The sequence below is a fragment of the Megasphaera cerevisiae DSM 20462 genome (assembly GCF_001045675.1).
Taxonomy (GTDB): Bacteria; Bacillota; Negativicutes; order Veillonellales; family Megasphaeraceae; genus Megasphaera; species Megasphaera cerevisiae.
Genome location: NZ_LEKT01000027.1, coordinates 12,017 through 36,220 on the forward strand (window position 1 = coordinate 12,017; position 24,204 = coordinate 36,220).

Here is a 24,204-nt window from a genome sequence, read left to right on the forward strand (position 1 = left end):
GAGGTTGTAAACGTGAATAAAGAATTGCTTAATGCTATTGCCTATTTGTCCAAGGAAAAAGGTGTGTCGGCGGATGTTATCTGTGATTCTCTGGAGGCCGTGCTGATTACGGCATACAAAAAGGAACCCGGTTCAAATCCGCTGGCGGAAGTAGAATTAAATCGTCAGACCGGGGATTACCGCATTATGGCTGCAAAAACGGTATCGGAAGAGGTGGAGAATTCACATGCACAGATTTCATTGGATGATGCCAGAGCACTGGATCCTGATTATGAACCGGGGGATATTGTCAATGTCGATGTTACGCCGTCCAATTTCGGACGTATCGCGGCACAGGCGGCCAAGCAGGTCATGATTCAGCGTCTCCGTGAGGCAGAACGAAGTATTGTCTACGATGAATTTTCCAATCGCACAGATGATATTATTACCGGGATTATTCAGCGGATCGAGCAGAAGAATGTCTATGTCGACTTAGGAAAGGCAGAGGCGGTTCTTCCCGTATCGGAACAGATTCCGACAGAGACCTATACGGTCGGCGAACGCATTAAATGTTATGTAGTGGAAGTGCGCAAGACGACAAAGGGAGCACAGATACTTGTTTCCCGTACGCATCCGGGTCTTTTAAAACGGTTGTTTGAATTAGAAGTACCGGAAATTTATGAAGGCGTTGTTGAATTGAAGTCAGTTGCCCGTGAACCGGGACGACGCTCTAAAATTGCTGTATATTCTCGTGATGCCAATGTTGATTCCGTTGGTGCCTGTGTAGGCCCGAAGGGCACACGCGTACAAAATATTGTAACGGAATTGCAGAATGAAAAAATTGATATTGTCAAGTGGGATGACGATCCGGCTGTTTACATTGCCAATGCTCTCAGTCCGGCGCAGGTTATTTCCGTAACTGTTGACGAAGCGGAAAAGTCCTCCAGTGTTGTCGTTCCGGATTATCAATTATCGCTGGCTATCGGCAAGGCAGGTCAGAATGCCCGTTTGGCCGCTAAGCTGACGAACTGGAAGATCGATATCAAGAGTGAAAGTCAGGCGGAAGAGCTGCCGGCTGAAGAACCGGATACACCAGCATCCGATCAGGATATGGATATTCTCAGTGATTTGGCGGGTCCGTTTGATGAAGCCGATACGGAACAAGCCGAGAAGTAGGAGGCGCTCCATGAAACAAAAGAAGATACCTCTTCGCGTCTGTGCCGGCTGCCAGGAGCAGAAGAGCAAGAAAGAAATGATCCGTATCGTCCGCACACCCGAGGGAGCTGTGGAAATCGATAAAACAGGTAAAAAATCAGGTCGTGGCGTGTACGTCTGTCAAAATGAGGCCTGTCTGGAAAAGGCCTACAAGGAACACCGTTTGGAACGGTCGCTCAAAACGAAAGTATCCGACGAAATCTATGCCGCGTTGAAACAGGAACTGTTATGACCTCCCGTGAACAGATTGGAAATCTTCTGGGGCTTGCCTGCCGGGCTCGTAAAACGGTTTGCGGTGATTTTGCTGCTGTAAGCCATTTGAAAAAACGTACGGTGCCGATGTTGTTTTTAGCAAGGGATGGCGGCGATGACAATGTGGAAAAGTATCGCCGTTTGGCGGAACGCAAGAGCATCCGGGTTATAGATATATTTACAAAAGAAGAATTGGGACGGGCTGTGGGAAAAACGCAGAATGTAGTCGTTCTGCTGACTGACGCAGGCTTTGCCAGGGCGATAGAGAAAGCGATGAGAGCGATGGACAAAGGGGGTAACTAGATGACGAAAAGAGTATACGAAGCTGCAAAGGAATATGGTGTTTCCGCTAAAGCGATCATCAAGACATTGGAAGAGCACAACATAAAAGCTGGTAATTTTACCGGTATTGACGATACCATGGGACATATTTTGGATAAGTCCTTTAAATCACCTAAAAAAATGGAAAAACAGGGAGTTGATGAGAGCAACGTGATGACAGATACTACTCGTAAAATAAATGACGGCAGCCGTTCTAATCAAATGAAGGGTCAGAGCGGAAATGTAAAGCAGACAGAATCGGCGCAGAAGCCAGGACATGCCGATAATAAAGACCGGCAGAATAGTGCCAGACGACAGACGGCTACGGGAAACCGCGATGGGCAGAACAGCCGGAATACGCAAAATTCCCGTGACGGCCGGAATAATCGCAATACGCAGGGAAATCGTGACGGTCAAAATCGAGGAATGCAGAGCAACCGTGATGGCCAGAATCGCAATACGCAGGGGCGGGATAGCCAGGGCCGCAGCACGCAGAGCAGCCGTGATGGACAGAATCGCGGTGCCCAGGGAAATCGGGATAGCCAGAGCCGCAATACACCGAACAGCCGCGGCGGACAGAATAACCGTAGTACCCCTGCAAATCGAAATGGGCAGAACAACCGCAGCGGTCAGCCCGGTCAGAATGCGCAGGGCAGTCAGAACCGCAGCACGCCGGATAAGAAAAATGACAGCAGTCAGCAGAACCGCACGAATGACGGGAAACGGACAAAATATTTTGGCCGTCCGCAGCAGGGCAGTGAAAACCGCAATGATCCCAAGAAAAACAAGCGGGGACCTCATACGAAAAATAATACCGCTGTAAAGGCCAGCAGACCGCACACGTTGTTATCTAACGTTTTGAATAAGGGTAAAAATAAAAACAACAGACATAATCAGCGAAATCAATCTAATCAGCGTGATATAACGGGAATGGAACCGATGAGAAAGAAAAATTATCCCGAAGCGATTACGCTGCCGGAAACAATCATTATTAAGGATTTTGCGGAAAAACTGGGCCGTGAAGTGGCTGAGGTCATTAAAAAGCTCCTGATGGGCGGCATTATGGTGACGATTAATCAGGAAATTGATTTTGACACAGCCTCTCTGATCGCTGATGAATTTGGCGTGACGGTTACGAAGGAAGCACCGCCTGAGGATCCTACGGAAATTGAAGAAATCGTTGATTTGCCGGAAACGCTTAAGGGCCGTCCGCCTGTTGTCACGATTATGGGCCATGTTGATCATGGTAAGACCAGTCTTTTGGATGCGATCCGTCAGACGAATGTGACCAGTCATGAAGCCGGCGGCATTACGCAGCATATCGGTGCGTATCAGGTGCGGTATAACGGTAGAAAAATCGTATTTATGGATACACCGGGGCATGAAGCTTTTACTGCTATGCGTGCCCGCGGGGCGCAGGTAACGGATATTGCTGTTCTTGTTGTAGCGGCGGATGACGGTGTTATGCCGCAGACCATCGAATCTATCAATCATGCTAAATCTGCCGGCGTGCCGATTATCGTTGCTATCAACAAAATTGATAAGGAAGGCGCCAATCCGGATCACGTCATGCAGCAGCTTACCGAATACGGTCTGGTCAGTGAGGATTGGGGTGGTGATACCATTGTGGTTCCCGTTTCAGCGCACAAGAAGATCGGTCTTGATGAGTTGTTGGAAAACATTCTTGTCCTTGCCGAAGTCCTGGACTTGAAAGCCAATCCGGATCGGCCGGCGCAGGGGGTTGTTATTGAAGCCAAGCTGGATAAAGGCCGTGGTCCGGTAGCCTCTGTTCTTATACAAAAAGGGACACTGCATGTGGGAGATACCATTATTGTAGGTACGTGCTTTGGCAAGGTCCGGGCAATGACGAGCGAACGGGGAGAACGGGTAAAGAAGGCGGAGCCGTCTATACCGGTGGAAATTCTCGGCCTCAACGAAGTGCCGGAAGCCGGAGATATCCTCAATGCGACGGATGAAAAGTTGGCTCGCACGGTTGCTGATAAACGGCTGGAAAAGAAGCGCTCCTCCGAATTGCATGTCAATGCCAAGGTTACGCTGGATGATTTGTTCAACCAGATACAGCAGGGCGAGCTGAAGGAATTATCTCTTATTGTCAAGGGGGATGTACAGGGTTCTGTAGAAGCACTGAGCCAGTCGCTTCTGGCGATCAAGAGTGACGAAGTCCGTATTGCCATCGTTCATGCCGGCGTCGGCGCGATTACTGAATCGGATATTATGCTGGCTTCCGCGTCCAATGCACTGATTATCGGCTTCAACGTTCGGCCGGATGCTTCGGCACGGAAAGCTGCTGAACACGAAAATGTCGATATGCGTACGTACCGTGTCATCTATGATGCCATCAATGATGTTGAAGCGGCTATTAAAGGGATGCTGGAAAAGAAATACGAAGAACACATTATGGGACGGGCAGAGGTCCGCAAGATCATTACAACACCGAAGGCCATTGTTGGTGGTTCGTATATTAAGGAAGGCAAGATTACAAGTGCTGCCAAAATCCGTCTTATCCGGAACGGCATCGTTATTCATGAAGGTGAAATCGACGGGCTGCGCCGCTTTAAGGATGACGTGAAGGAAGTTGCTGCAGGCTACGAATGCGGCATTACGCTCGAAAAATATCGCGATATCAAGGAAGGCGATGAAATTGAAGCGTATGAAATGGTAGAAGTCGCGGCGGAATAAAGTGAGGAAGACATATGGGAGAATTACGAGTACGAAAAATACAAGAATTCATTAAGCAGGAGGTATCCAGTATTCTCCTGCGCGAATTAAAGGACCCGCGTGTCGGTTTTATTACCGTAACGGATGCGAGGATTACCGGTGATCTGCGGGAAGCTGTCGTATACGTCAGTCTCTTTGGCAGTGATACAGAGAAAAAAGAAACGCTGCAGGCTTTGAAAAGCGCTACCGGTTACATTCGGACAGAAGTAGGCCGGCGCTTGGGAATTCGATATTCACCGACGATTGAATTTAAAGAAGATACATCCTTGGATTATGGTATGAAGATCGACAAGATACTTCGTGACATTGAAAAAAAGGACTGATGATTATGAATTGTTCATCCCAAGAGGTGTGCCGTGTTCTGCAGCAGTACGATCATATACTGCTGACGGCACATGTCAGCCCTGATGGAGACGCGATCGGGAGCCTGCTGGCTCTCGGCTATTGGCTTACACAGGAAGGAAGACAGGCAGTTATGGTCATTGACGACGATATTGACGATAAGTTTTCCTTTTTGGAGGGTATTGATCAGATCAGAAAGCCGGCTGATATTGTTACCGATGCTTCTTGGCTTACGGTTATTTTGGATGCGACCTCGCCGAACCGGACAGGTGGTGTGACTGACCTCATAAAAGGTAAAATCCTCAATATTGATCACCATATTTCCAATGACCATTTTGCTGATTGGGAATATATTCGTCCAGATTTTGCCGCGACCGGCGAAATTCTGACGGATCTGTTTACCGGCTGGAAGGCTTCTATATCGCCAGCTATGGCGGACGCATTATATATGGCCGTTGCTACGGATTGCGGCTTTTTCAAATTTAGCAATACGACAGGGAATACGCTGCGTATGGCAGCCGTCCTTGTTGACTGCGGCGCTAGGCCGAACTGCATTTCCGAACATCTGGAAGCGCAGTCGATGGTTAAGCTGCACGCATTATCAGAAGTGCTGCGGCATATTGAGCTTTTTGATGATAAGCACGTTGCTGGGATTACCTTTACCCCGGAAGTTCTTAAGTATACAGGAGAACATACGGGAAGCTATATCGATTATGCCCGCAATGTCAAGGGCGTTGATGTTGCTTTTACGGTAAAGTATATCAGCGCGCAGGAAACACGGGTCAGTCTGCGTTCCAAAACTGTCGATGTCAATGCGATTGCTGCCGTTTTTGGCGGTGGCGGTCATGTGCGGGCAGCGGGCTGTACCATTTATGAGCCGCTGCTGACAGCAAAAAAAATGGTAGTGAAGGAAATAATAGGACATAAATGATGAATGGAATCGTCAATGTATTAAAACCGACAGGGATGTCGAGCCATGACATCATCGGCCAGCTGCGCCGTATATATGGAATGAAAAAAATAGGCCACGCCGGTACGTTGGATCCGCTGGCGGCAGGGGTGCTGCCGGCATATCTCGGGCAAGCTACCCGTCTGATTGAGTACGGCGACAGTGGGATCAAGACGTATCATGCCGAATTCGTGCTGGGATTGGCTACCGATACGGAAGACAGTACTGGTAATGTTATAACGTCTGCGCCTGTGCCGGACAGTTTGCAGGAGACGGCGGTAACGGCTGTGTTGCAGTCTTTTTGTGGTGACAGCGAGCAAATGCCGTCCCGATATTCGGCGATCAACATCAATGGGGTCAAAGCATATAAGCTGGCACGGCAGCATGCGGACTTTACATTGCCGGGGAGGCGGGTCACAATTCATGAGATCCGCCTTTTGTCGTACGAAAAAGGGCGGGGCCTCATAAAGGTCACTTGTTCTCAGGGAACCTACATTCGGTCCCTGATACGTGATATAGGAGAAAAACTGGGAACCTATGCCTGCATGACCTATCTTGTCCGCGTGCGGGCCGGTATGTTTGATATTGATCAGGCGGCCACGCTGGAGGAACTTGAGGAACAACCGCAGGCGTATGTTTTGCCGGCAGATATGGCGATCCGGCATTTGCCGGAAGCTGTATGTACTCCCGGGCAGTGTGCATTTTTGCTTCAAGGGCGGTTCGTTCCGCTTGCCGGGCATGGATTGACAGAGGGTACGGTGCTGCGAGTTTATAATGAAGACCGAAAACTGGTGGGAATTGCCCGTTTTGATAAAGAGCATCACGTCATACGTCCTCATAAGATGTTTGCTGATGTTATTGTGAGGTAATAGCGATGGAAGTGTTTCATTCTTTTGAGGAAATAACCGATTATAAAGGCGCCGTTGTCGCTTTAGGGACATTTGACGGTGTACATTTAGGGCATCAGAAGGTCATGCGTACGGCCATGGATAAAGCGGCTGAAACCGGCGGCAAATCTGTTGTTATTACCTTTGCCGCGCATCCCTTTTCGGTGCTATGTCCTAAAAAGGAACCAGCCCGTTTGGCAACAGTGGAACAAAAGATACGCTATATTGCCGAAGTGGGAATTGACGGCTTGGTTCTTTTACCTATGACGCGCCATCTGATTCAGGAATCGCCGGATACCTTCTGCAGGCAGATTCTGGATTCTCTTTATCCGTCGGCCGTTGTCGTAGGAGCCAATTTTACCTATGGGGCTAAAGCTGCCGGGAACACAGCTTCATTAAAACAATTTATGGATATCTATCATATTCCTGTTATTGGCTTGTCTCTTCTGGAGCGGCCGGGCCGGATGTCGCCGATCAGCAGTACCGTGATCCGCCGCCTTATTCATATGGGGCATATGGATAAGGCGGCGGATCTTCTGGGACGCTCGTTTACGCTGGAAGGAACCGTCGTCAAGGGAGATCAGCGCGGCCGCTATATCGGCTTTCCGACGGCCAATATGTATATTCCCGATAAAATGGCTGTGCCGCCGGACGGTGTGTATATTACAGAAGTCGAATGGGATGGGCGGCTTTTTCCGGCCATGACAAATATTGGTACCAATCCGACATTTACCAATCAGTACCGCCGCATTGAAACACATATTATCAACTGGCAGGGAGACCTGTACGGAAAGCCAATATTTTTGCACTTTAAAAAGCGTCTCCGCCCAGAAATACAGTTTTCCAGCAAGGAGGAACTTACGGCGCAAATGCGCGAAGATAAACGTAAAACTTTAATCTATTTTTCAGCCAATAAAAATTGAAAAAAAGTAATGTTGATGATATAATAAAAGCATAGGGAAACAGGGGAACTTTTATTTTATAAGGAGTGATTGGTGATGAAGTATTCTGACCTTGCAATGGGTTTGAAAGCCTCGGAAATTCGTGAACTGCTCAAATTGACAACTATGCCGGAGGTAATCTCATTTGCCGGAGGCTTGCCGGCTCCGGAATTATTCCCACTGGAAGAACTGACAAAGGTCGATGTTGAGATTTTGGCTAAAGAAGGACAGCAGGCCGTGCAGTATGGCACGACAGAAGGCTATCTGCCTCTTCGGGAAAAAATCGCAGGACGAATGAAAAAGGCGTTTCAGGTCGACTGTAACCCTGATGAAATTGTAGTTACATCTGGTTCACAGCAGGGGTTGTCCTTGCTGGCACAGATCTTTCTTAATAAAGACGATGTGGTTCTCGTCGAAAGTCCTACCTATTTGGGAGCGATCAATGCGTTTAAATTGTGTGATCCGAAATTTGTTGAAGTGCCGACAGATGATAAAGGAATCATTCCTGAAGCGCTGGAAAAAATTTTGGCAGAATATGGTGATCGCGTTCGTCTTATGTACGTTATTCCTGAATTCCAGAATCCGACAGGCATTACCTGGCCGGTCGAACGGCGCAGGGCATTTATGGATATTATCAACCATTATGATTTTCCAGTCATTGAAGATGATCCGTATGGTGAACTTCGGTATGACGGAGATGTCGTTCCGTCACTGAAATCCATGGATGAGAAGGGAAATATCATTTTTCTTGGATCCTTCTCCAAAATCTTTATGCCGGGTCTCCGCGTCGCATGGATGGTGGCTAATCCCGAAGTAATTGATAAGATCGTAAAATTGAAACAGGCTGTTGACTTGCAATCTTCCTCCTTTGCACAGCGGCAGGCATCCTTCTTTATTGATATGTTTGATCTGGATGGCCATGTTGAAAAAATAAAAGATCTTTATGGAAAGCGCCGTACGTTGATGTGTGACTCTATGAAAAAATTTTTTCCCGAAGGAATTACTTTTACCTATCCAGAAGGCGGTCTCTTTACATGGGTGACGCTGCCGGAATATATGGATGCCAAAGAAATCATGCCGAAGGTTCTTGAAAAAAATGTTGCCTATGTTCCAGGCGGCCCATTCTATCCGAACGGCGGCAATGCCAATCACTTCCGCCTGAACTATTCCAATATGCCGGAAGAACGCATTGTGGAAGGTATTAAACGACTGGGGGATGTATTGACTCAGGAAATAGCAAAATAGAAAATTATTGTATTGCCGTAGTTCAAAAAGACATATGCGGGCGCATATGTCTTTTTTGAATTGCATTGCATGCATGTAAGTGCTATAATATTTTCACTGGGGAGAAATACAATTAACCGTAATGGTATGAAGGGGTGTTTTTGTATGACAAGATTTTCAAGCTTTGCTCAGACGCTGAAGGCATCTGATATTGCAGCGTTATTGGCCTTAACGGAACAGCCGGAGGTTATTTCTTTTGCCGGCGGACTGCCTGCACCGGAATTATTTCCAATTGAGGAAATGAAAAAGGTAGATGAAGCCATTTACAATGAAGAAGGCCGCAAGGCGGTGCAATACGGCACGACAGAAGGATATGTCCCTCTTCGTGAAGAAATTTGCAGACGGATGAAGGATAAATTCTTTGTGGATTGCAAGCCTGACGACGTCGTCGTCACGACTGGTTCGCAGCAGGCTTTGTTTATTTTGTCACAGATTCTCGTGGATAAGGATCAGATGATTTTGATGGAAAGCCCGTCTTACATGGGTGCTATTATGGCATTTAACCCGGTTGGTCCCAAATATACGGAAGTTCCGACGGACGATAAGGGGATTGTTCCTGAAGAATTGGAAAAAATCCTGGCAGCTGACGATACGATCCGTATGATTTATGTTATACCTGAATTTCAGAATCCGACGGGCATTACTTGGCCGGTCGAACGACGCAGGGCTTTTATGGATATTATCAATAAATATGATGTTATTGTATTAGAAGATGATCCGTATGGCGAAATTCGGTATGATATTGAAAAATTACCATCTCTAAAATCGATGGATACACAGAATAAGGTCGTATTTCTCGGATCCTTCTCGAAAATTTTCATGCCGGGTCTGCGCCTTGGCTGGATTGTTGCAAATCCGGAAATTATTGATAAATTTGTCAAATTTAAACAGGCTGTCGATCTGGGTACCTCTACCTTTGGACAGCGTCAGGCCGCGTATTACTGCCGTATGTATGATATGGAAGCCCATATTCAAAAAATCACGGCCTTGTATGCCAAACGCCGCGATCTTATGTATCAGTCGATGGAAACATATTTCCCGGAAGGCATTACCTTTACGTATCCGCAAGGGGGGTTGTTTACCTGGGTAACACTGCCGGAACAGCTTGATGCCACGGAATTGATGCCAAAATGTCTGGCTAAAAATGTGGCTTATGTTCCTGGAAATATTTTTTACCCGAATGGCGGACACCGGAACCATTTCCGCCTGAACTATTCCAATATGCCGGAAGAACGAATTGTAGAAGGCATTAAGCGGTTGGGTGATGTCCTGAAAGAAGCATTGGCAAAATAAGCGTTACAAAGAAATAACAGAGGACATGCTGCAGGCATGTCCTTTTTTACTGCCGGCGGCAGCTGTATTTGTTCCGGGAAAGGTGAGCTATTGTGGAACCATTACAAGTATTAAAGCAATATTTTGGATATACCTCCTTCCGGCCAGGGCAGGCCGAGGTGATTCAAACGCTTCTTGAAAAACGGGATTGCCTGGCAATCATGCCCACCGGCGCTGGAAAGTCGCTGTGCTTTCAAATACCGGCTCTGTTACTGCCGGGAATTACGCTGATCGTTTCACCGCTTATATCGCTTATGAAGGATCAAGTCGATTCACTTGTCAATCAGCAGATTCCAGCGACGTATATCAACAGTCAATGCACGTTTGAAGAAGCTAAGCAGCGCTTTGGCGCTATTCGCGCCGGTCGGGTAAAGCTGGTCTATGTTTCACCAGAACGTCTGCAGAATGAATTTTTTACGTCTTTTATGCAGACGATTCCCGTGTCTATGCTAGTCATTGATGAAGCGCACTGCGTATCGCAATGGGGACATGATTTCCGGCCCAGCTATCGTGCTGTCAGGGAATGGATACAGGTATTGCCGCAGCGTCCTGTGATCGGAGCATTTACGGCGACGGCGACGGAAAAAGTAAAAAAAGATATGATGACGCTGCTGGGATTGCAGAAGGAACGTATTTTTATCGGCGGCTTTGATCGGCCGAACTTGTATTTCCGTGTCGTTTCCAATGGTGATAAAATGGCTTTTGTATTATCCTATCTGGGCCGGCATGCGGATGAAAGCGGCATCATTTATGCGGCTACGCGTAAGGAAGTCGACCGTATTTTCATGGAGCTGCGCCGCCGTGGCTGTAAGGTAGGGCGCTACCATGCCGGTATGAGCGACGAAGACCGGCGCACGACGCAGGAAAAATTTACGTATGACAAGGTGTCTGTCATTGTGGCAACGAACGCTTTTGGCATGGGAATCGATAAAAGCAATGTTCGATTTATTATTCATTACCAGATGCCTAAGAATATTGAAAGCTACTATCAGGAAGCCGGCCGGGCCGGCCGAGACGGAGCCCCTGGTGAATGTATTCTTCTTTTTGGACGGCAGGATATTATGATTCAAAAATATCTCATTGAAATGTCTGTTCATAATCCGGAGCAGCAGGAAAAAGAATTGAGCATGCTAAACCGTATGGTAGAATATTGCGAGGGCAGGCATTGCTTGCGGCATTATATTTTATCCTATTTTGGTGAACAACCTGAGTGGCAGCGCTGTGAGAAGTGCGGCAACTGCGATCAGGAAACGGTGCAGGAAGACAGAACACAAGAGGTGCGCAGTATCTGTCTGTGCGTGGATGAATTGAAAGGCCGGTTCGGCATGACGATGGTCTGCGATATTCTGAAGGGAAGCGGCAGCATTAAAATTAAACGCTACGGATTTCAGCATAATTCTTCTTTCGGCATGCTGGGAGATTTTTCAACCGGAGAGATTCGTGATATTGTCCGCGTTGCTATTGAGGACGGGTATTTAGAACAGTCTGAAGGTAAGTATCCGCTGGTTTCTTTAACGGCGGCAGGGCGGGAAGTTTTGTCCGGTCAGGGACGGGTCATACAGGAACGGGCCGCAGCTGTACTGGAACCGGCTGCAGTTCTGCCGCGGCGGCAGGGTAAGAAGCAGACCGCCTCCTTTGATGAAGAGGCGCTGCGCCCGCTTTTCGATGTATTGCGGGCTGCCCGGTATGAATTGGCGCAGCAAGAGCATATACCGCCCTTTGTGATTTTTTCAGATGCTACCTTATGGGAAATGGCGGATCGTAAGCCGGATTCGCTGGAGAAAATGGCAGAAATCAAAGGTGTTGGTAATTTCAAATTGAATAAATATGGAAAACAGTTTATACTAGCCATAGATCAATTTACACATACACAGAGGTGATTTTTTTGAGTAAGGCAGATACACAGTACCTGGATATAGTTGAAAAAATATTGAAGACAGGCTATTTTGCCAATAATCGCACAGGTGTCCGCACCTATAAGCTGCCGCATCAAATAATGCAGTTTGATTTGTCGGAAGAATTTCCTATTCTCACGACGAAATTTGTTGCCTTTAAGACCGCTGTCAAGGAACTGCTGTGGATCTGGCAGTTGCAAAGCAACGATGTACGGGAATTGCAGAAAATGAACTGCCACGTATGGGATGAATGGATGCGTCCGGATGGCACGATTGGCAAAGCTTATGGGTATCAGATACGAAAGTATAAGCAGGTGGATACGCTTTTGAATACCCTGAAGCAGGATCCGCAGAGCCGGCGAATGATTGTATCCCTTTGGAATATAGAAGACCTGCCCGATATGGCGTTGCAGCCATGTGCGTATCAGACACTTTGGGATGTGGCAGATGACCGATTGAACTGCATGCTAGTCCAGCGCAGCGGCGATATGGGCCTGGGTGTGCCTTTTAATATGGCGCAATACGCCGTTTTGGTTCATCTTATTGCACAGTCTGTCGGACTCAAGCCGGGACTTTTTACCCACGTCATCAATAACGCTCATATTTACGAAAATCATGTAGAAGCTATGAAGACGCAGCTGGCCCGCCGCAGTGGTGCGCTGGCAGCTCCTGTGCTTCAGATTAATCCGGATATCCATGATTTTTACGATTTCACAACAGACGATATCCAATTAGATCAATATCAGCATTTAGGAAAAATATCCATGGAGGTAGCCGTCTGATGATACATATGATTGCCGCTGTTGATCAGGCCGGCGGAATCGGTAGGAATAATCATCTGCTGTGCCATCTTTCAGCTGATTTGAAGCACTTTAAAAAGCTGACAATGGGACATGCGATTATTATGGGCCGCAAAACCTTTGAAAGCCTGCCGGGGATACTGCCAGGGCGCCGGCATATTATTCTGACCCATCAAGAGGGGTATTGTGAAGGCCGGGAGGGGATTTCGGTATATCACTCCATAGATTCGCTGTACAGCTGCCTGGACGAGGATCAGGAATATTTTGTTATTGGCGGTGCCTCTTTGTATACCGCGTTTATAGATAAGGCGGATACCTTGTATCTGACGGAAATTGCCGCAACGTTTCCTGCCGACACTTTTTTTCCAATGGTTGACAAAACACAGTGGTATGCGATGAGTTGTGAAGCCCATGAAGCAGATGAGAAAAACCCGCATGACTTTACGTTTTATCATTATGTACGGAAAGTCAGCGAGGCATGTGATTCTGAAATTTCTGAAAATTTAAAAGATATCTAATAAAAATTCTGATATAAATTCGGTTGACATTGACGAATTCTTATGATACACTAACAAAAGAGCTACAAGATAGCTGGAATTGTTTTTTTAGGAGGATTTTGTTATGCACGGTAAAGTAAAATGGTTTAGCGCAGAAAAAGGTTATGGCTTTATTGAAAGAGAAGATGGCGGCGATGTATTTGTACATTTTTCAGCTATCCAGGAAGACGGCTTCAAATCCCTGGCAGAAGGTCAGGAAGTTGAATTCGACATCGTCGATGGTGCTCGTGGACCGCAGGCAGCTAACGTAACTAAAGCTTAATTTTAGTTATAGTTTATAATGGACCTTTTACCGGTAACCTAATGGTTACCGGTTTTTTTCTGTCTCTATTGACAAATAGCATTGGACTTGGTATATTATATTTAAAATATGAACAAATGAATAATAGATCATATGTTGAAGGGAGCCATAGCAATGAAAAAATCTTACAAAATTGATGTTGATTGTGCAAACTGCGCTAACAAAATGGAAGATGCGGCAAAAAAGACGACAGGTGTCAAGAATGCGGCTGTTAATTTTATGACATTAAAAATGAGGGTAGAATTTGAAGAAGGGCAGGATGCCGGCGTTGTTATGCAAGAAGTTGTTAAAAACTGTAAAAAAGTCGATGATGACTGTGAAATTTTCCTGTAGAGAGTTAGCGCTCGGCAGTATGTCCAGCACGGGCGTTTTTTATCAATATATATGAACGGTTGATCATATGAGAGAGGTGCTTGGAATGAATAAAAAACAAAAGAAGATGCTCGCGCGTATTGTCTTGTCTGCCCTGCTGATGATAGCCCTGCAATTTGTGCCTGTGGATGGGGTATCTCGTTTTTTATTGTATTTAGTTCCCTATATATTGGTCGGGTACGATATTTTGATTAAGGCAGTCAAAGGAATTAAAAACAAACAGGTTTTTGACGAAAATTTTTTGATGGCAGTAGCCACGCTGGGAGCCATGGCTTTGGCAGTATCTGATAACGGCGACTATACGGAAGCGATTGCTGTTATGCTGTTTTATCAGACTGGGGAATGGTTTCAAGGCTATGCAGTCGGCAAAAGCCGCCGCAATATCAGCGAATTGATGGATATCCGGCCGGATTATGCTAACATTGAGCAAGATGGACAATTCATGCGGGTCGATCCCGATGAAGTGGCAGTCGGGACAGTCATTTTTGTACAGCCTGGCGAAAAAGTACCCTTGGACGGCGTCGTTGTGGAAGGTTGCTCGACGCTGAATACGAGCGCTCTTACTGGAGAAAGTGTACCGCGTGATATCAGTCAGGGAGAAGAAATTATCAGCGGCTGCATTAATATGACCGGCCTTTTAAAAATCAGGACGACAAAAGAATTTGAGGAATCGACGGTTTCCAAAATTTTGGATCTTGTTGAAAATGCCAGTTCCCGAAAATCCCGATCAGAAGCTTTTATTTCCCGGTTTGCTCGTGTGTATACTCCTATTGTCTGCTACAGTGCCTTAGCGCTGGCCGTACTGCCGCCGCTGGTACGCATGTATTTTTGGGGACTGCCTCCGGTGTGGGGAGAATGGGTGTATCGTGCGTTGACCTTTTTGGTTATCAGCTGCCCTTGCGCTTTGGTTATCAGCATTCCTCTTAGCTTTTTTGCTGGTATTGGCGGCGCCAGCAGGGCCGGTGTTCTCATTAAAGGTTCCAATTATCTGGAAACACTAGCTAAGACACAATCTATCGTATTTGATAAGACCGGTACTTTGACGGAAGGTGTATTTGAAGTCAATGCTATTCATCATAATGTTATTGATGATAAAAAGTTATTAGAGTATGCAGCGCTTGCTGAAAGCGCGTCATCTCATCCGATCAGCAAAAGTTTGCGAAAAGCTTATGGTAAAGTAGTCGACAGAGGCCGTGTAACGAATATTCAAGAAGTCGGCGGCAATGGTGTTATAGCGCTGGTAGATGGTGTACAGGTGGCTGCTGGTAATGCCAAGCTTATGAAGCGTCTTCATATTTCTTATATAGACTGCCACCAAGTCGGGACGATTGTACATATGGCAGTCAATGGAGTCTATGCCGGACATATCGTTATTGCCGATATTGTCAAGCCTGCTTCCAAGCCGGCGATTGCCGCGCTGCGCAGGGAAGGCGTACGCAGTGTGGTAATGCTGACCGGCGACAGTTATAAGGTTGCCAATCAGGTAGCGGTATCTTTAGGAATGGATGCTGTATATGCGGAATTGCTGCCGGCAGATAAGGTCAAAAAAGTGGAAGAATTGCTTTTAAAGAAGGCCTCTGGATCGACGCTGGCTTTTGTGGGGGACGGCATCAATGATGCGCCGGTCCTGTCCCGCGCCGATATTGGGATCGCGATGGGAGCGATGGGGTCTGATGCAGCTATTGAAGCGGCTGATGTTGTCCTCATGGATGATGATCCGATGAAGATTTCTACAGCCGTCCGTATTGCCCGCAAATGTATGGCGATTGTTCACGAAAACATCGTGTTTTCCATTGGCATCAAAGTGGTATGCCTCGTTTTAGGCGCCTTGGGATTGGCAAATATGTGGCTGGCTATTTTTGCGGATGTGGGTGTTATGATTCTGGCGGTTTTCAATGCCATGCGGGCTCTTTTTGTCAGAAAATATACGGAACAGTCAGGAGTGGATCAACAGAAAAACGTGTCTCTGCGCAGCGCATAAAAAAATATGATCTTATGCTATTGCATGAAATTGAATAAATAATGCATAAAAACTTGCAATGTATACTGTCCTATGCTATGATATACACACATGATAGGTTATTGTTGTTATAGTTTGGAGGATGTATATAGAATGAAGCACACGAATAGTTTTGCAGATTATACGGCAGATGAGCTGAAAGGAATTTTACTGCTGGCAGAAAAAATCAAAAAGGATCAGGCAGCGTGGTCTCATGTATTGGATGGAAAAAAATTATACACGTTATTTGAAAAAACATCCAATCGTACGTATCTGTCCTTTGTGATCGGCATGGAAGAATTAGGCGGCAAAGCATATAATCAGAAATGGTCTGATAGCAATTTTACGATTGGTGATCTGATGAGCGAGGTCAAATACGTTTGCCGTAATGTGGATTGTATTATGGGGCGCTTCAAAAAAGCGGAAACGACGCTGGGATTCATGAAAAATGCTACCGTGCCGGTCATCAACGGTTGTGACAATACATTCCATCCGACGCAGGCCTTGGCTGATATGCTGACGCTGTACGAAAAGACAGGCCGTTTTGATGCCAAGGTTCTCTATATAGGAGCCAAAAATAACACGTATAATTCACTGAGTGAAATTGTATCCAAATTGGGCGGAACCCTTTATGGCTTGACGCCGTTCAGTCAGGTTATGGCGATTGGGGATACCTTTTATGATGATTTAAAACAGACTGGGCATTATGTGGAACTGCCGACGGATATTTCTAAGGATGAATTGAAAAAGGTTGTTGCCGATGTGGATTGTGTTTATACAGACACCTGGGTTGATATGGAATTTTTTACCAATCCAGGCTATGCGGAAAAGAAGGACTCTATCATAAACATGATGATGCCTTACCAGATTGATGCCGAACTCATGGCGGAAACGGATACGCTGGTATTTCATGATATGCCGATTCATCCCGGTTTTGAAATTACGCAGGATATTATGGAACAGCATTTGGAAACAATTCTTGATGAAGCGGAAAATCGCCGTCATGCCGAAAAAGGACTTCTCGTATATCTGCTGACCGGTACGTTGGGTTGATTCAGATAAAAGGGAATATATCAGATTGAAATTTTGTATATAGATGCAAAAGCAGAGGTTCAGCAATATGAATCTCTGCTTTTTTTGATGTATCAGGTTTGATGGTTTCTTAAATTTTTTTTTTGTGCTATGATTTGCATCCCCCTACCCGGCTTGTTGGCAATGCTTTTTTTGTATATGATATATAAATACGGAGTCTGATTAATTTATAGAATGGAACGTGTTTATATATGAATTTTCAAAAAATGTATCATACGATATGGTGTAAGCTTGCTGTATTTGTCATTGCGATGGGCATATTATCCATTGCTGTTTTTTATGTGTCTTCTTATGCGCCGGGGGATCCGCTACAGTCTTTTTATGGAGAACGGGTAGAACAAATGAGCCCGGCTGAGCATGAAGCGGCCCGGCAGCGTCTGGGCCTGGACGGTCCGGTGTATCAGCGGTATCTGTCTTGGCTGCACCATGCAGTGCAGGGAGATTTCGGTATTTCTTTTAAATACAAGGAGCCGGCTCTCGACGTGATACGTGCACTGATTGGCAATACCTTGCTTTTGGGCAGTATTTCTTATGCGATCGTATTTATATTGGCGATTGGGCTGGCAGTTTGTTGCGCCTTGCATGAAGATACATGGATTGATAGGGCTATTTGTAAAATTGGGACGATTGTTTTTTATCTGCCGGCATTTTGGGTAGGGCTGGTATTGATTTTGCTGTTCAACGTCAATCTTGGCTGGTTGCCCGGCAGTGGGGCATATGATCCGGGGCAGTCCGATAATGTGCTGAACCGGCTGGAGCATCTGGTACTGCCAATGTTGGTTATGGTTATCAGCCATGTCTGGTATTATGCCTACATGATACGCAATAAGCTGTTGGATGAAACGCGGCAGGAATATGTGTTTTTGGCTAAAGTAAAGGGATTCAGCCGTTTCTATATCGTCTGTACCCACTGCCTGCGCAACGTGGCGCCTACCATTGTAAGTATTATGGCAGTTTCCGTTAATCATATATTGGGAGGAACCTATGTCGTTGAAGCGGTTTTTTCTTATCCGGGCATTGGCCATTTGTCGATCGAAAGCGCCAAGTATCATGACTATAATCTTCTTATGCTGATTGTATTGATTACAGGGGCGCTGGTCATTGCATCGGGGCTTATTGCGCAGGCTGTCAACGAACGCATTGACGGCCGCATGAAGACTGCGGAAGGAGGCGCGTCATGGAACCGCTCACATCGTTCCGCTTAGCCGGGCCGGGTGACCGCCGGGAAACAAAGCGTGCGGCGGCGCCGTCCTTGTGGCACCATGTTTGGCGTGATTATCCTGTGGTTTCTATGGGGCTCCTGATACTTATTTGTACAGGATGTGCGGCGGCACCCTGTATTGCCAATCACGATCCCGCTCAGTTTTACCTTCAGCATCTCAATGAAGCGCCTAATTCTTCCTTTTATTTCGGGACGGATGGACTGGGGCGGGATATTTTTTCTATTATATGGTATGGCGGGCGTGTATCCTTGGCCGTCGGTTTTTTGTCCATGATTGTGTCGGCATGTATCGGAATTGTGTATGGCTGCCTGAGCGGGACGGCGTCGCCGCTGGTGGATACCGTCATGATGCGCGCTGCCGAGCTGATCAGCAGTATTCCGTCAATCCTGCTTCTTCTGCTTTTACTGGCATTTATCCCTGCACCGGATATTTTTACCATATCCCTGATCATCGGGGCAACGACGTGGATGAATCTGGCCCGTATCGTCCGCAGTGAAGTGCGACAGATCCGCAACAGTGATTATGTTTTGGCTTCGCGTACGATGGGAGGCGGCTTTTTTCATGTTGTATGGTATCATTTGCTCCCCAACTTTCTGTCTCCGGTCATGTTTATGATCGTATCGAGCATCGGTTCCGGCATGATGATGGAAGCAACACTGAGCTTTCTCGGTATAGGACTTCCTGTTGAAATAGTTTCCTGGGGGACGATGCTGTCTTTGTCCAGCCGGGCTCTTTTGACCAACTCGTGGTGGATTATATTGATCCCAGGACTGTTTCTTGTCGTTACACTGGTGTGTATGACCTGTATCGGTCATTACCTGCGCCATGAAGTCAATCGCGGTTGCAGTAATCTATAGTCAACTATTCAAGGAGGAACATATGAAGACCCAACAATTTTTAAAATCGTTTTTGGTGTGTATAACAGCCCTGCTGTTGTGTCTGGCTATTTCCGGTTGTGGCAGCAACAGCACCGGAAACAGCGGTGAAAAGGTTCTGACCTATGCCAGTGCGGATTACACGACGATCAATTCCATTTTAAATACGCATGATGAACTGCCTGATATTATTTTCTCAGGGCTGATGACGTATGACGCCAAAGGAAAGCCTATTCCAGATTTGGCTAAATCATATGAATTTGATCCGGCGTCACTGACCTATACTTTTCATTTGAGAGAGAATGTCAAGTGGCATGATGGACAGCCTTTTACCGCGGCAGATGTCAAATTTACGCTGGATACGCTGAAGCATAATAAGGATTTGGAAGCTTCCATTACGGATAATTACAAAGAGATTGAAGCAGTGACGGCGGTGGATGATTATACGGTTCGGATCAAGCTGTCTCAGCCAAATTCAGCGATGCTCAATTATTTGACGATTGGTATATTGCCTAAGCATCTGCTGGAGGGGAAGGATATTATGACGGACCCTTTCAATCAGCATCCCGTCGGTACGGGCCGGTATAAATTTGTCAGCTGGGACAAGGGACAGTCCATTATTGTAGAAAAAAATAAAGATTTCTATGGAAAAGTCCCAAAAATAGGTAAAATTATTTTTAAAATTATTCCAGATGAAAATGCCAAAGCCGCTCAGGTAAAATCAGGCGGAGTAGATCTGGCTTGGCTGAACGCGCAAAATGCCAAGGTGTTCCGCGGTAATGACAAGTTTACGGTGTATGATTTTAAAACCGCTGACTACCGGGCCATTGCGCCTAATTTCAATGCGCCGTTTTGGAGAAAGCACGGTGAACTTATTCCTATTTTAGGTTATGCGCTGAATAAAAAAGCCATTGTCGATAGTGTTCTTACCGGACAGGGTGCAGTGGCATACAGCCCCTTGCAGGTAAATACGGAGTATAATGACCCTGATGTGGAGCATAGAGACTATAATCCAGCTTTGTTTAAAGAAAAAGTGGAGAAATTAGGGTGGAAACCTGGTTCTGATGGTATTTATGAAAAAGATGGTGAAAAATTATCCTTCAGCGTAGACACTCGTGAGTATGAAGAGGAACGGGTGGATATTGCCAAAATTGCATCCAGTCAGCTTAAGCAATCCGGTGTGGATATGAAAGTACGAATTGTGCCCAAATTGGATTGGAAGATATTGGAATGCTTCCTCATTGGCCAGGCGGCACCCTTCGATCCGGATAATGGCACGTATGATTTATTCTATACAAACGCCAGCGGTAACTATACTCATTACAGCAATCCGGCAGTCGATGAATGGCTGGGAGCGGCACGGGCGTCGTATGACCCGGCAGTCCGTAAGCATGCCTACAATCAGTTCCAGCAAGCATGGTCAGATAATCCGGCTTATATTATGGTGGCGTATCTGGACGGAAACTACGTAGCCGATAAAAAGGTGACTGGATTATCGACGGAACGGGTGCTGGGACATCATGCCGTCGGCGTCATGTGGAATGTGGAAGACTGGGATATGCAATGATAAAAGAAAATTCTTTGGAAATTCGGCATCTGTCACTGAGTTTTGATACGGCAGCAGGGGAAATTGAGGCTATTCGTGATATTTCTTTGTCGCTGCACCATGGCGAAATTTTGGCGTTGGTCGGTGAATCAGGCTGCGGCAAATCTGTATTATGCCGTTCGGTACTGAAATTGCTACCTCGTTTTGCCCGTATCAAACAAGGAAATATCTTTGTGAAAGGTATGGATATTACGAAGTATACAGAAAAACAAATGCAGGAATTACGCGGCACGATTCTCTCTATGGTTTTTCAAAATCCTCTGACGACGCTGAATCCGTCTATGTCTATGGGAGCCCAGCTGCGGGAGGCGATTTGCCGTCGGCAGAAGTTGAGCAGGCAGGCAGCAGATACTCGGGCAGCAGAACTCCTGCAGCTGGTCGGCATTGATCACGGGATGCAGCGTCTGACTTTGCTGCCGCAGGCCTTTTCCGGTGGGCAACGGCAGCGCTGCGCGCTGGCGATTGCTCTGGCCTCGGATCCGGAGGTGCTGCTGGCTGATGAGCCGACAACTGCGCTGGATGTAACTGTTCAAATGCAGATTCTTGATCTGCTCAAAGATGTGCGCCGGCAGACCGGGCTTTCTATTGTTTTTGTTACTCACGATCTGGGTGTTGCGGCTCGGTTGGCCGACCGGGTAGGTATTATGTATGCGGGAAAGCTTGTAGAAATAGGCACGGCGGATGAAATATTTTATGATTCGCGGCATCCGTATACATGGGGATTGCTGTCAGCCTTGCCCTCGGCAGTGGAACAGGGTCAGCGGCTGAAGGCCATTGAGGGAATGCCGCCTGATATGCTCTGTCCGCCTCGGGGGGATGCCTTTGCGGATCGCAATCCCTATGCCCTCAATATTGATTATGAAGAAGCACCGCCTTTTTTTGAAATCTCGCCGACACATCAGGCTGCGACCTGGCTTTTGGACAAGCGGGCGCCTTGCGTTGTACCGCCGCTGTGCTGTCGGCAAAGGGAGCTATAATGATGAAGAATCCGCTGCTTGATGTACGGCATATCAGTCAAATTTTTTCTTTAGGAGCAGGCCAGACGATAGAGGCGGTCCATGACGTATCCTTCGCCATACAGGCCCATGAAACGGTGGGACTCATAGGCGAATCGGGCTGCGGCAAATCGACGCTGGCACGGATTCTGATGGGATTGTATGAACCTGCTGCAGGAGATATTTATTTTAAAGATATGCACATTTCAGATCACGCTGTCCGCAAAACACAGCGCCGTATTATACAGCGGGAAATGCATATGATTTTTCAGGATGCTGATGGGGCGCTTAATCCCCGTATGACAGCGGCGGATAGTATCCGTGAAGGACTGATTCTTGCAGGGAAATGGAAGAACGCAAAGGACGGACGCCAGCAGATAGAGGAACTGCTCCGCAGCGTCGGACTGGATCGGCGTTATGGACAGGCTTGTCCCGGAGAACTGTCCGGCGGACAGCGGCAGCGTGTGGCTATTGCCCGTTGTCTGGGGATTGCGCCGTCGCTGATCATTGCCGATGAACCCATTGCGGCTCTCGATGTATCCATACAGGCGCAGATTATAAACTTGCTCAAAGATCTGCAGGAACAGCAGCATTTTTCTATGTTATTTATCGCGCATGATCTGGCTGTGGTTCGGTATATCAGCGACAGGACGGCAGTAATGTACGGCGGGAGGCTGGTGGAAATAAGCTCAACGGAAGAACTGTTTCAGCAGCCGCTTCACCCGTATACAAAATTGTTGCTGGCGTCCATTTTAAAACCGGATCCTGCCTACGAAAGGCAGAAAAGAGTACCGGCCTTTGACCATTCCCTTTTGTCTCTCGAAGGTGCGATGACGGAAGTGATGCCGGGACATTTTGTGCTGTGTCATGCGGGAAAAGCTTGACAATATGCGTATCCTTCGTTACATTTAATGATGTAGCGAAGGTTTTTTTACATGGGAAGGGAGATATATCATGAAAATATTAGTAGCAATGGAAGTCAATGATGTGCATAAAGATTGGCTTCGGCAGGCGGCAGGAAATAACGAGTTTGTGTATTTGCCCGTACAGGGACCGGTCAGCGCTCAGGCCTCGGAAGAAGAGTTAGCCGATGCGGATATTATTATCGGAAATATCGCGCCGGAGCTGCTGCGCCATGCGCCCAGGCTGCGCTGGCTTCAGCTGAACAGTGCCGGAGCAAATACGTATTGCCAGGAAGGCATACTTTCTGAGAATGTACAGCTTACCAATGCAACAGGGGCTTATGGACTGGCCATTGCAGAACACCTGACAGGTCTTGTCATGGCCATGATGAAGAAACTATATGCATATTATGACAATCAGAAGGCGGCCTGCTGGCACGACGAAGGTCAGGTTGCCTCGGTCTATGGCGCTTCTGTGCTGATTATTGGTTTTGGCGATATTGGACGCGAATTCGGTAAACGGATGAAGGCCATGGGAGCCCACGTCATCGGTATGCGGCGGCGCAGCGGTTCCGTACCGCCGGAAGCCGATGAAATGGGAACGATGGAGAGACTGGACGAATATCTGGGAAAGGCGGATATTGTTGCATCCAGCCTGCCGGATACGCCGGCTACGTATCATCTATTCGACCAGGATCGCTTTGCTGCTATGAAGCAAGGCGCCTATTTTCTCAATGTGGGTCGTGGGACAAACGTTGTGCAGGAGGCGTTGTGTCAGGCGGTGCAACGTGGACACCTTGCCGGTGCTGCCGTTGATGTGACGGATCCGGAACCGCTGCCTCCGGATAATCCGATGTGGCATACCAGAGGCATTTACATTACGCCCCATATTTCCGGCGGATATCATTTGCAGGCCACACATGATACCATCGTGCGTATTGCTGCGGAAAATCTCAAGCATTTTCTATCCGGACAGCCATTGCAAAACGTTGTAGATCGTATGACCGGATATAAAAAATAGGAAAACTCTGGCGGGTCAGGACTTCTGCGAACGGACAGAAGCCTCTGTACCCGGGAGCATGGTTCATTATTTTCGGGGACTTAGTGTAAAATAGTTCTCGGTAAGATATTGCAAAAAAAAGAAAAGACCTAGATAATAGATATATTGCCTAGCCAGCAAAATATATCACAACCGAAGGTCTTCTCATGGAATATATTATAGCAGAAATTATCAAAACAATAAAGGAATCCGATACCGCGATCATACGCGAAACAAAATTATTGCAGCTGTTTATGCGGATTTTCACAGAGGCACTGGTTTGTGCGTTAGAAATCATGGATACAGA

The 24,204-nt window shown here is 46.9% G+C and carries 23 protein-coding genes; all 23 read left to right on the top strand.

The annotated features are described in order from the left end of the window. The first annotated feature begins 12 nt into the window (after positions 1-12). The 23 genes from nusA to AB840_RS09005 all read left to right on the top strand — a co-directional run bounded on the left by nusA (position 13) and on the right by AB840_RS09005 (position 23,879). Positions 13-1,155: a transcription termination factor NusA gene (gene nusA, locus AB840_RS08895; RefSeq protein WP_048514486.1), complete on the top strand. Its 1,143-nt coding sequence runs from the start codon at positions 13-15 to the stop codon at positions 1,153-1,155. Between the two features lie 10 nt (positions 1,156-1,165). Further along, positions 1,166-1,426, top strand: coding sequence for an RNase P modulator RnpM (rnpM, locus tag AB840_RS08900; RefSeq protein ID WP_048514487.1), 261 nt, complete (start codon positions 1,166-1,168; stop codon positions 1,424-1,426). After that, positions 1,423-1,749, top strand: a complete 327-nt coding sequence (locus AB840_RS08905; protein ID WP_048514488.1) for a L7Ae/L30e/S12e/Gadd45 family ribosomal protein — start codon at positions 1,423-1,425, stop codon at positions 1,747-1,749. Before rnpM ends, AB840_RS08905 begins: the two co-directional genes overlap by 4 nt. Then, the gene (gene infB / locus AB840_RS08910) at positions 1,750-4,467 is read left to right on the top strand and encodes a translation initiation factor IF-2 (protein ID WP_048514489.1); all 2,718 of its coding nucleotides are present in this window, start codon (positions 1,750-1,752) and stop codon (positions 4,465-4,467) included. A gap of 14 nt (positions 4,468-4,481) precedes the next feature. Continuing rightward, positions 4,482-4,829 carry a 30S ribosome-binding factor RbfA gene (gene rbfA, locus AB840_RS08915; protein WP_048514490.1) on the top strand — a complete coding sequence of 116 codons (348 nt, stop codon included), beginning with the start codon at positions 4,482-4,484 and terminating at the stop codon, positions 4,827-4,829. Positions 4,830-4,834: 5 nt separating this feature from the next. Beyond that, positions 4,835-5,779: a DHH family phosphoesterase gene (locus tag AB840_RS08920; protein WP_048514509.1), complete on the top strand. Its 945-nt coding sequence runs from the start codon at positions 4,835-4,837 to the stop codon at positions 5,777-5,779. Continuing rightward, positions 5,776-6,666, top strand: coding sequence for a tRNA pseudouridine(55) synthase TruB (gene truB, locus AB840_RS08925; protein WP_048514491.1), 891 nt, complete (start codon positions 5,776-5,778; stop codon positions 6,664-6,666). The genes AB840_RS08920 and truB overlap by 4 nt, the downstream gene beginning before the upstream one ends. Positions 6,667-6,671: 5 nt before the next feature. Beyond that, a complete protein-coding gene (locus tag AB840_RS08930; protein ID WP_048514492.1) occupies positions 6,672-7,607 on the top strand; it encodes a bifunctional riboflavin kinase/FAD synthetase in 936 nt (311 codons plus the stop codon). Positions 7,608-7,682: 75 nt separating this feature from the next. Then, entirely contained in the window at positions 7,683-8,870 is a 1,188-nt protein-coding gene (locus AB840_RS08935) for an aminotransferase-like domain-containing protein (RefSeq protein WP_048514493.1), read from the top strand. A gap of 144 nt (positions 8,871-9,014) precedes the next feature. After that, complete coding sequence (locus AB840_RS08940; protein WP_048514494.1) at positions 9,015-10,202, top strand: aminotransferase-like domain-containing protein; 1,188 nt, start codon at positions 9,015-9,017, stop codon at positions 10,200-10,202. A 92-nt stretch (positions 10,203-10,294) separates the two neighbouring features. After that, a complete protein-coding gene (gene recQ / locus AB840_RS08945) occupies positions 10,295-12,121 on the top strand; it encodes a DNA helicase RecQ (RefSeq protein WP_048514495.1) in 1,827 nt (608 codons plus the stop codon). Between the two features lie 5 nt (positions 12,122-12,126). Then, positions 12,127-12,918 carry a thymidylate synthase gene (locus AB840_RS08950; protein ID WP_048514496.1) on the top strand — a complete coding sequence of 264 codons (792 nt, stop codon included), beginning with the start codon at positions 12,127-12,129 and terminating at the stop codon, positions 12,916-12,918. After that, entirely contained in the window at positions 12,918-13,454 is a 537-nt protein-coding gene (locus AB840_RS08955) for a dihydrofolate reductase (protein ID WP_048514497.1), read from the top strand. The genes AB840_RS08950 and AB840_RS08955 overlap by 1 nt, the downstream gene beginning before the upstream one ends. A gap of 103 nt (positions 13,455-13,557) precedes the next feature. Next, the gene (locus AB840_RS08960; RefSeq protein WP_048514498.1) at positions 13,558-13,755 is read left to right on the top strand and encodes a cold shock domain-containing protein; all 198 of its coding nucleotides are present in this window, start codon (positions 13,558-13,560) and stop codon (positions 13,753-13,755) included. A gap of 153 nt (positions 13,756-13,908) precedes the next feature. Next, positions 13,909-14,127: a cation transporter gene (locus AB840_RS08965; RefSeq protein WP_048514499.1), complete on the top strand. Its 219-nt coding sequence runs from the start codon at positions 13,909-13,911 to the stop codon at positions 14,125-14,127. Positions 14,128-14,212: 85 nt separating this feature from the next. Continuing rightward, positions 14,213-16,147: a heavy metal translocating P-type ATPase gene (locus AB840_RS08970; protein ID WP_048514500.1), complete on the top strand. Its 1,935-nt coding sequence runs from the start codon at positions 14,213-14,215 to the stop codon at positions 16,145-16,147. A 132-nt stretch (positions 16,148-16,279) separates the two neighbouring features. Further along, positions 16,280-17,218 carry an ornithine carbamoyltransferase gene (locus AB840_RS08975; protein WP_048514501.1) on the top strand — a complete coding sequence of 313 codons (939 nt, stop codon included), beginning with the start codon at positions 16,280-16,282 and terminating at the stop codon, positions 17,216-17,218. A gap of 230 nt (positions 17,219-17,448) precedes the next feature. Further along, a complete protein-coding gene (locus tag AB840_RS08980; protein WP_048514502.1) occupies positions 17,449-18,462 on the top strand; it encodes an ABC transporter permease in 1,014 nt (337 codons plus the stop codon). Next, entirely contained in the window at positions 18,435-19,337 is a 903-nt protein-coding gene (locus tag AB840_RS08985) for an ABC transporter permease (RefSeq protein ID WP_048514503.1), read from the top strand. Before AB840_RS08980 ends, AB840_RS08985 begins: the two co-directional genes overlap by 28 nt. 22 nt (positions 19,338-19,359) lie before the next feature. Then, on the top strand, positions 19,360-20,922 hold the full coding sequence (locus AB840_RS08990; RefSeq protein WP_048514504.1) for an ABC transporter substrate-binding protein: 1,563 nt from the start codon (positions 19,360-19,362) through the stop codon (positions 20,920-20,922). After that, on the top strand, positions 20,919-21,938 hold the full coding sequence (locus tag AB840_RS08995; protein ID WP_048514505.1) for an ABC transporter ATP-binding protein: 1,020 nt from the start codon (positions 20,919-20,921) through the stop codon (positions 21,936-21,938). Before AB840_RS08990 ends, AB840_RS08995 begins: the two co-directional genes overlap by 4 nt. Beyond that, positions 21,938-22,840, top strand: a complete 903-nt coding sequence (locus tag AB840_RS09000; RefSeq protein ID WP_234984825.1) for an ATP-binding cassette domain-containing protein — start codon at positions 21,938-21,940, stop codon at positions 22,838-22,840. The genes AB840_RS08995 and AB840_RS09000 overlap by 1 nt, the downstream gene beginning before the upstream one ends. A 70-nt stretch (positions 22,841-22,910) precedes the next feature. Beyond that, entirely contained in the window at positions 22,911-23,879 is a 969-nt protein-coding gene (locus AB840_RS09005; protein ID WP_048514507.1) for a D-2-hydroxyacid dehydrogenase, read from the top strand. The last annotated feature ends 325 nt before the right edge of the window (positions 23,880-24,204 follow it).

Bases quoted from the DNA above. Each gene is read 5' to 3' on its own strand.
- infB (WP_048514489.1), top strand. From the start codon at position 1,750: ATGACGAAAAGAGTATACGAAGCTGCAAAGGAATATGGTGTTTCCGCT.
- AB840_RS08920 (WP_048514509.1), top strand. From the start codon at position 4,835: ATGAATTGTTCATCCCAAGAGGTGTGCCGTGTTCTGCAGCAGTACGAT.
- AB840_RS08985 (WP_048514503.1), top strand. From the start codon at position 18,435: ATGGAACCGCTCACATCGTTCCGCTTAGCCGGGCCGGGTGACCGCCGG.
- AB840_RS08990 (WP_048514504.1), top strand. From the start codon at position 19,360: ATGAAGACCCAACAATTTTTAAAATCGTTTTTGGTGTGTATAACAGCC.
- AB840_RS08955 (WP_048514497.1), top strand. From the start codon at position 12,918: ATGATACATATGATTGCCGCTGTTGATCAGGCCGGCGGAATCGGTAGG.
- AB840_RS08960 (WP_048514498.1), top strand. From the start codon at position 13,558: ATGCACGGTAAAGTAAAATGGTTTAGCGCAGAAAAAGGTTATGGCTTT.
- AB840_RS09005 (WP_048514507.1), top strand. From the start codon at position 22,911: ATGAAAATATTAGTAGCAATGGAAGTCAATGATGTGCATAAAGATTGG.
- AB840_RS08965 (WP_048514499.1), top strand. From the start codon at position 13,909: ATGAAAAAATCTTACAAAATTGATGTTGATTGTGCAAACTGCGCTAAC.
- AB840_RS08940 (WP_048514494.1), top strand. From the start codon at position 9,015: ATGACAAGATTTTCAAGCTTTGCTCAGACGCTGAAGGCATCTGATATT.
- AB840_RS08995 (WP_048514505.1), top strand. From the start codon at position 20,919: ATGATAAAAGAAAATTCTTTGGAAATTCGGCATCTGTCACTGAGTTTT.
- AB840_RS08970 (WP_048514500.1), top strand. From the start codon at position 14,213: ATGAATAAAAAACAAAAGAAGATGCTCGCGCGTATTGTCTTGTCTGCC.
- truB (WP_048514491.1), top strand. From the start codon at position 5,776: ATGATGAATGGAATCGTCAATGTATTAAAACCGACAGGGATGTCGAGC.
- rbfA (WP_048514490.1), top strand. From the start codon at position 4,482: ATGGGAGAATTACGAGTACGAAAAATACAAGAATTCATTAAGCAGGAG.
- AB840_RS08930 (WP_048514492.1), top strand. From the start codon at position 6,672: ATGGAAGTGTTTCATTCTTTTGAGGAAATAACCGATTATAAAGGCGCC.
- AB840_RS08905 (WP_048514488.1), top strand. From the start codon at position 1,423: ATGACCTCCCGTGAACAGATTGGAAATCTTCTGGGGCTTGCCTGCCGG.
- AB840_RS09000 (WP_234984825.1), top strand. From the start codon at position 21,938: ATGATGAAGAATCCGCTGCTTGATGTACGGCATATCAGTCAAATTTTT.
- AB840_RS08980 (WP_048514502.1), top strand. From the start codon at position 17,449: ATGAATTTTCAAAAAATGTATCATACGATATGGTGTAAGCTTGCTGTA.
- AB840_RS08975 (WP_048514501.1), top strand. From the start codon at position 16,280: ATGAAGCACACGAATAGTTTTGCAGATTATACGGCAGATGAGCTGAAA.
- rnpM (WP_048514487.1), top strand. From the start codon at position 1,166: ATGAAACAAAAGAAGATACCTCTTCGCGTCTGTGCCGGCTGCCAGGAG.
- AB840_RS08935 (WP_048514493.1), top strand. From the start codon at position 7,683: ATGAAGTATTCTGACCTTGCAATGGGTTTGAAAGCCTCGGAAATTCGT.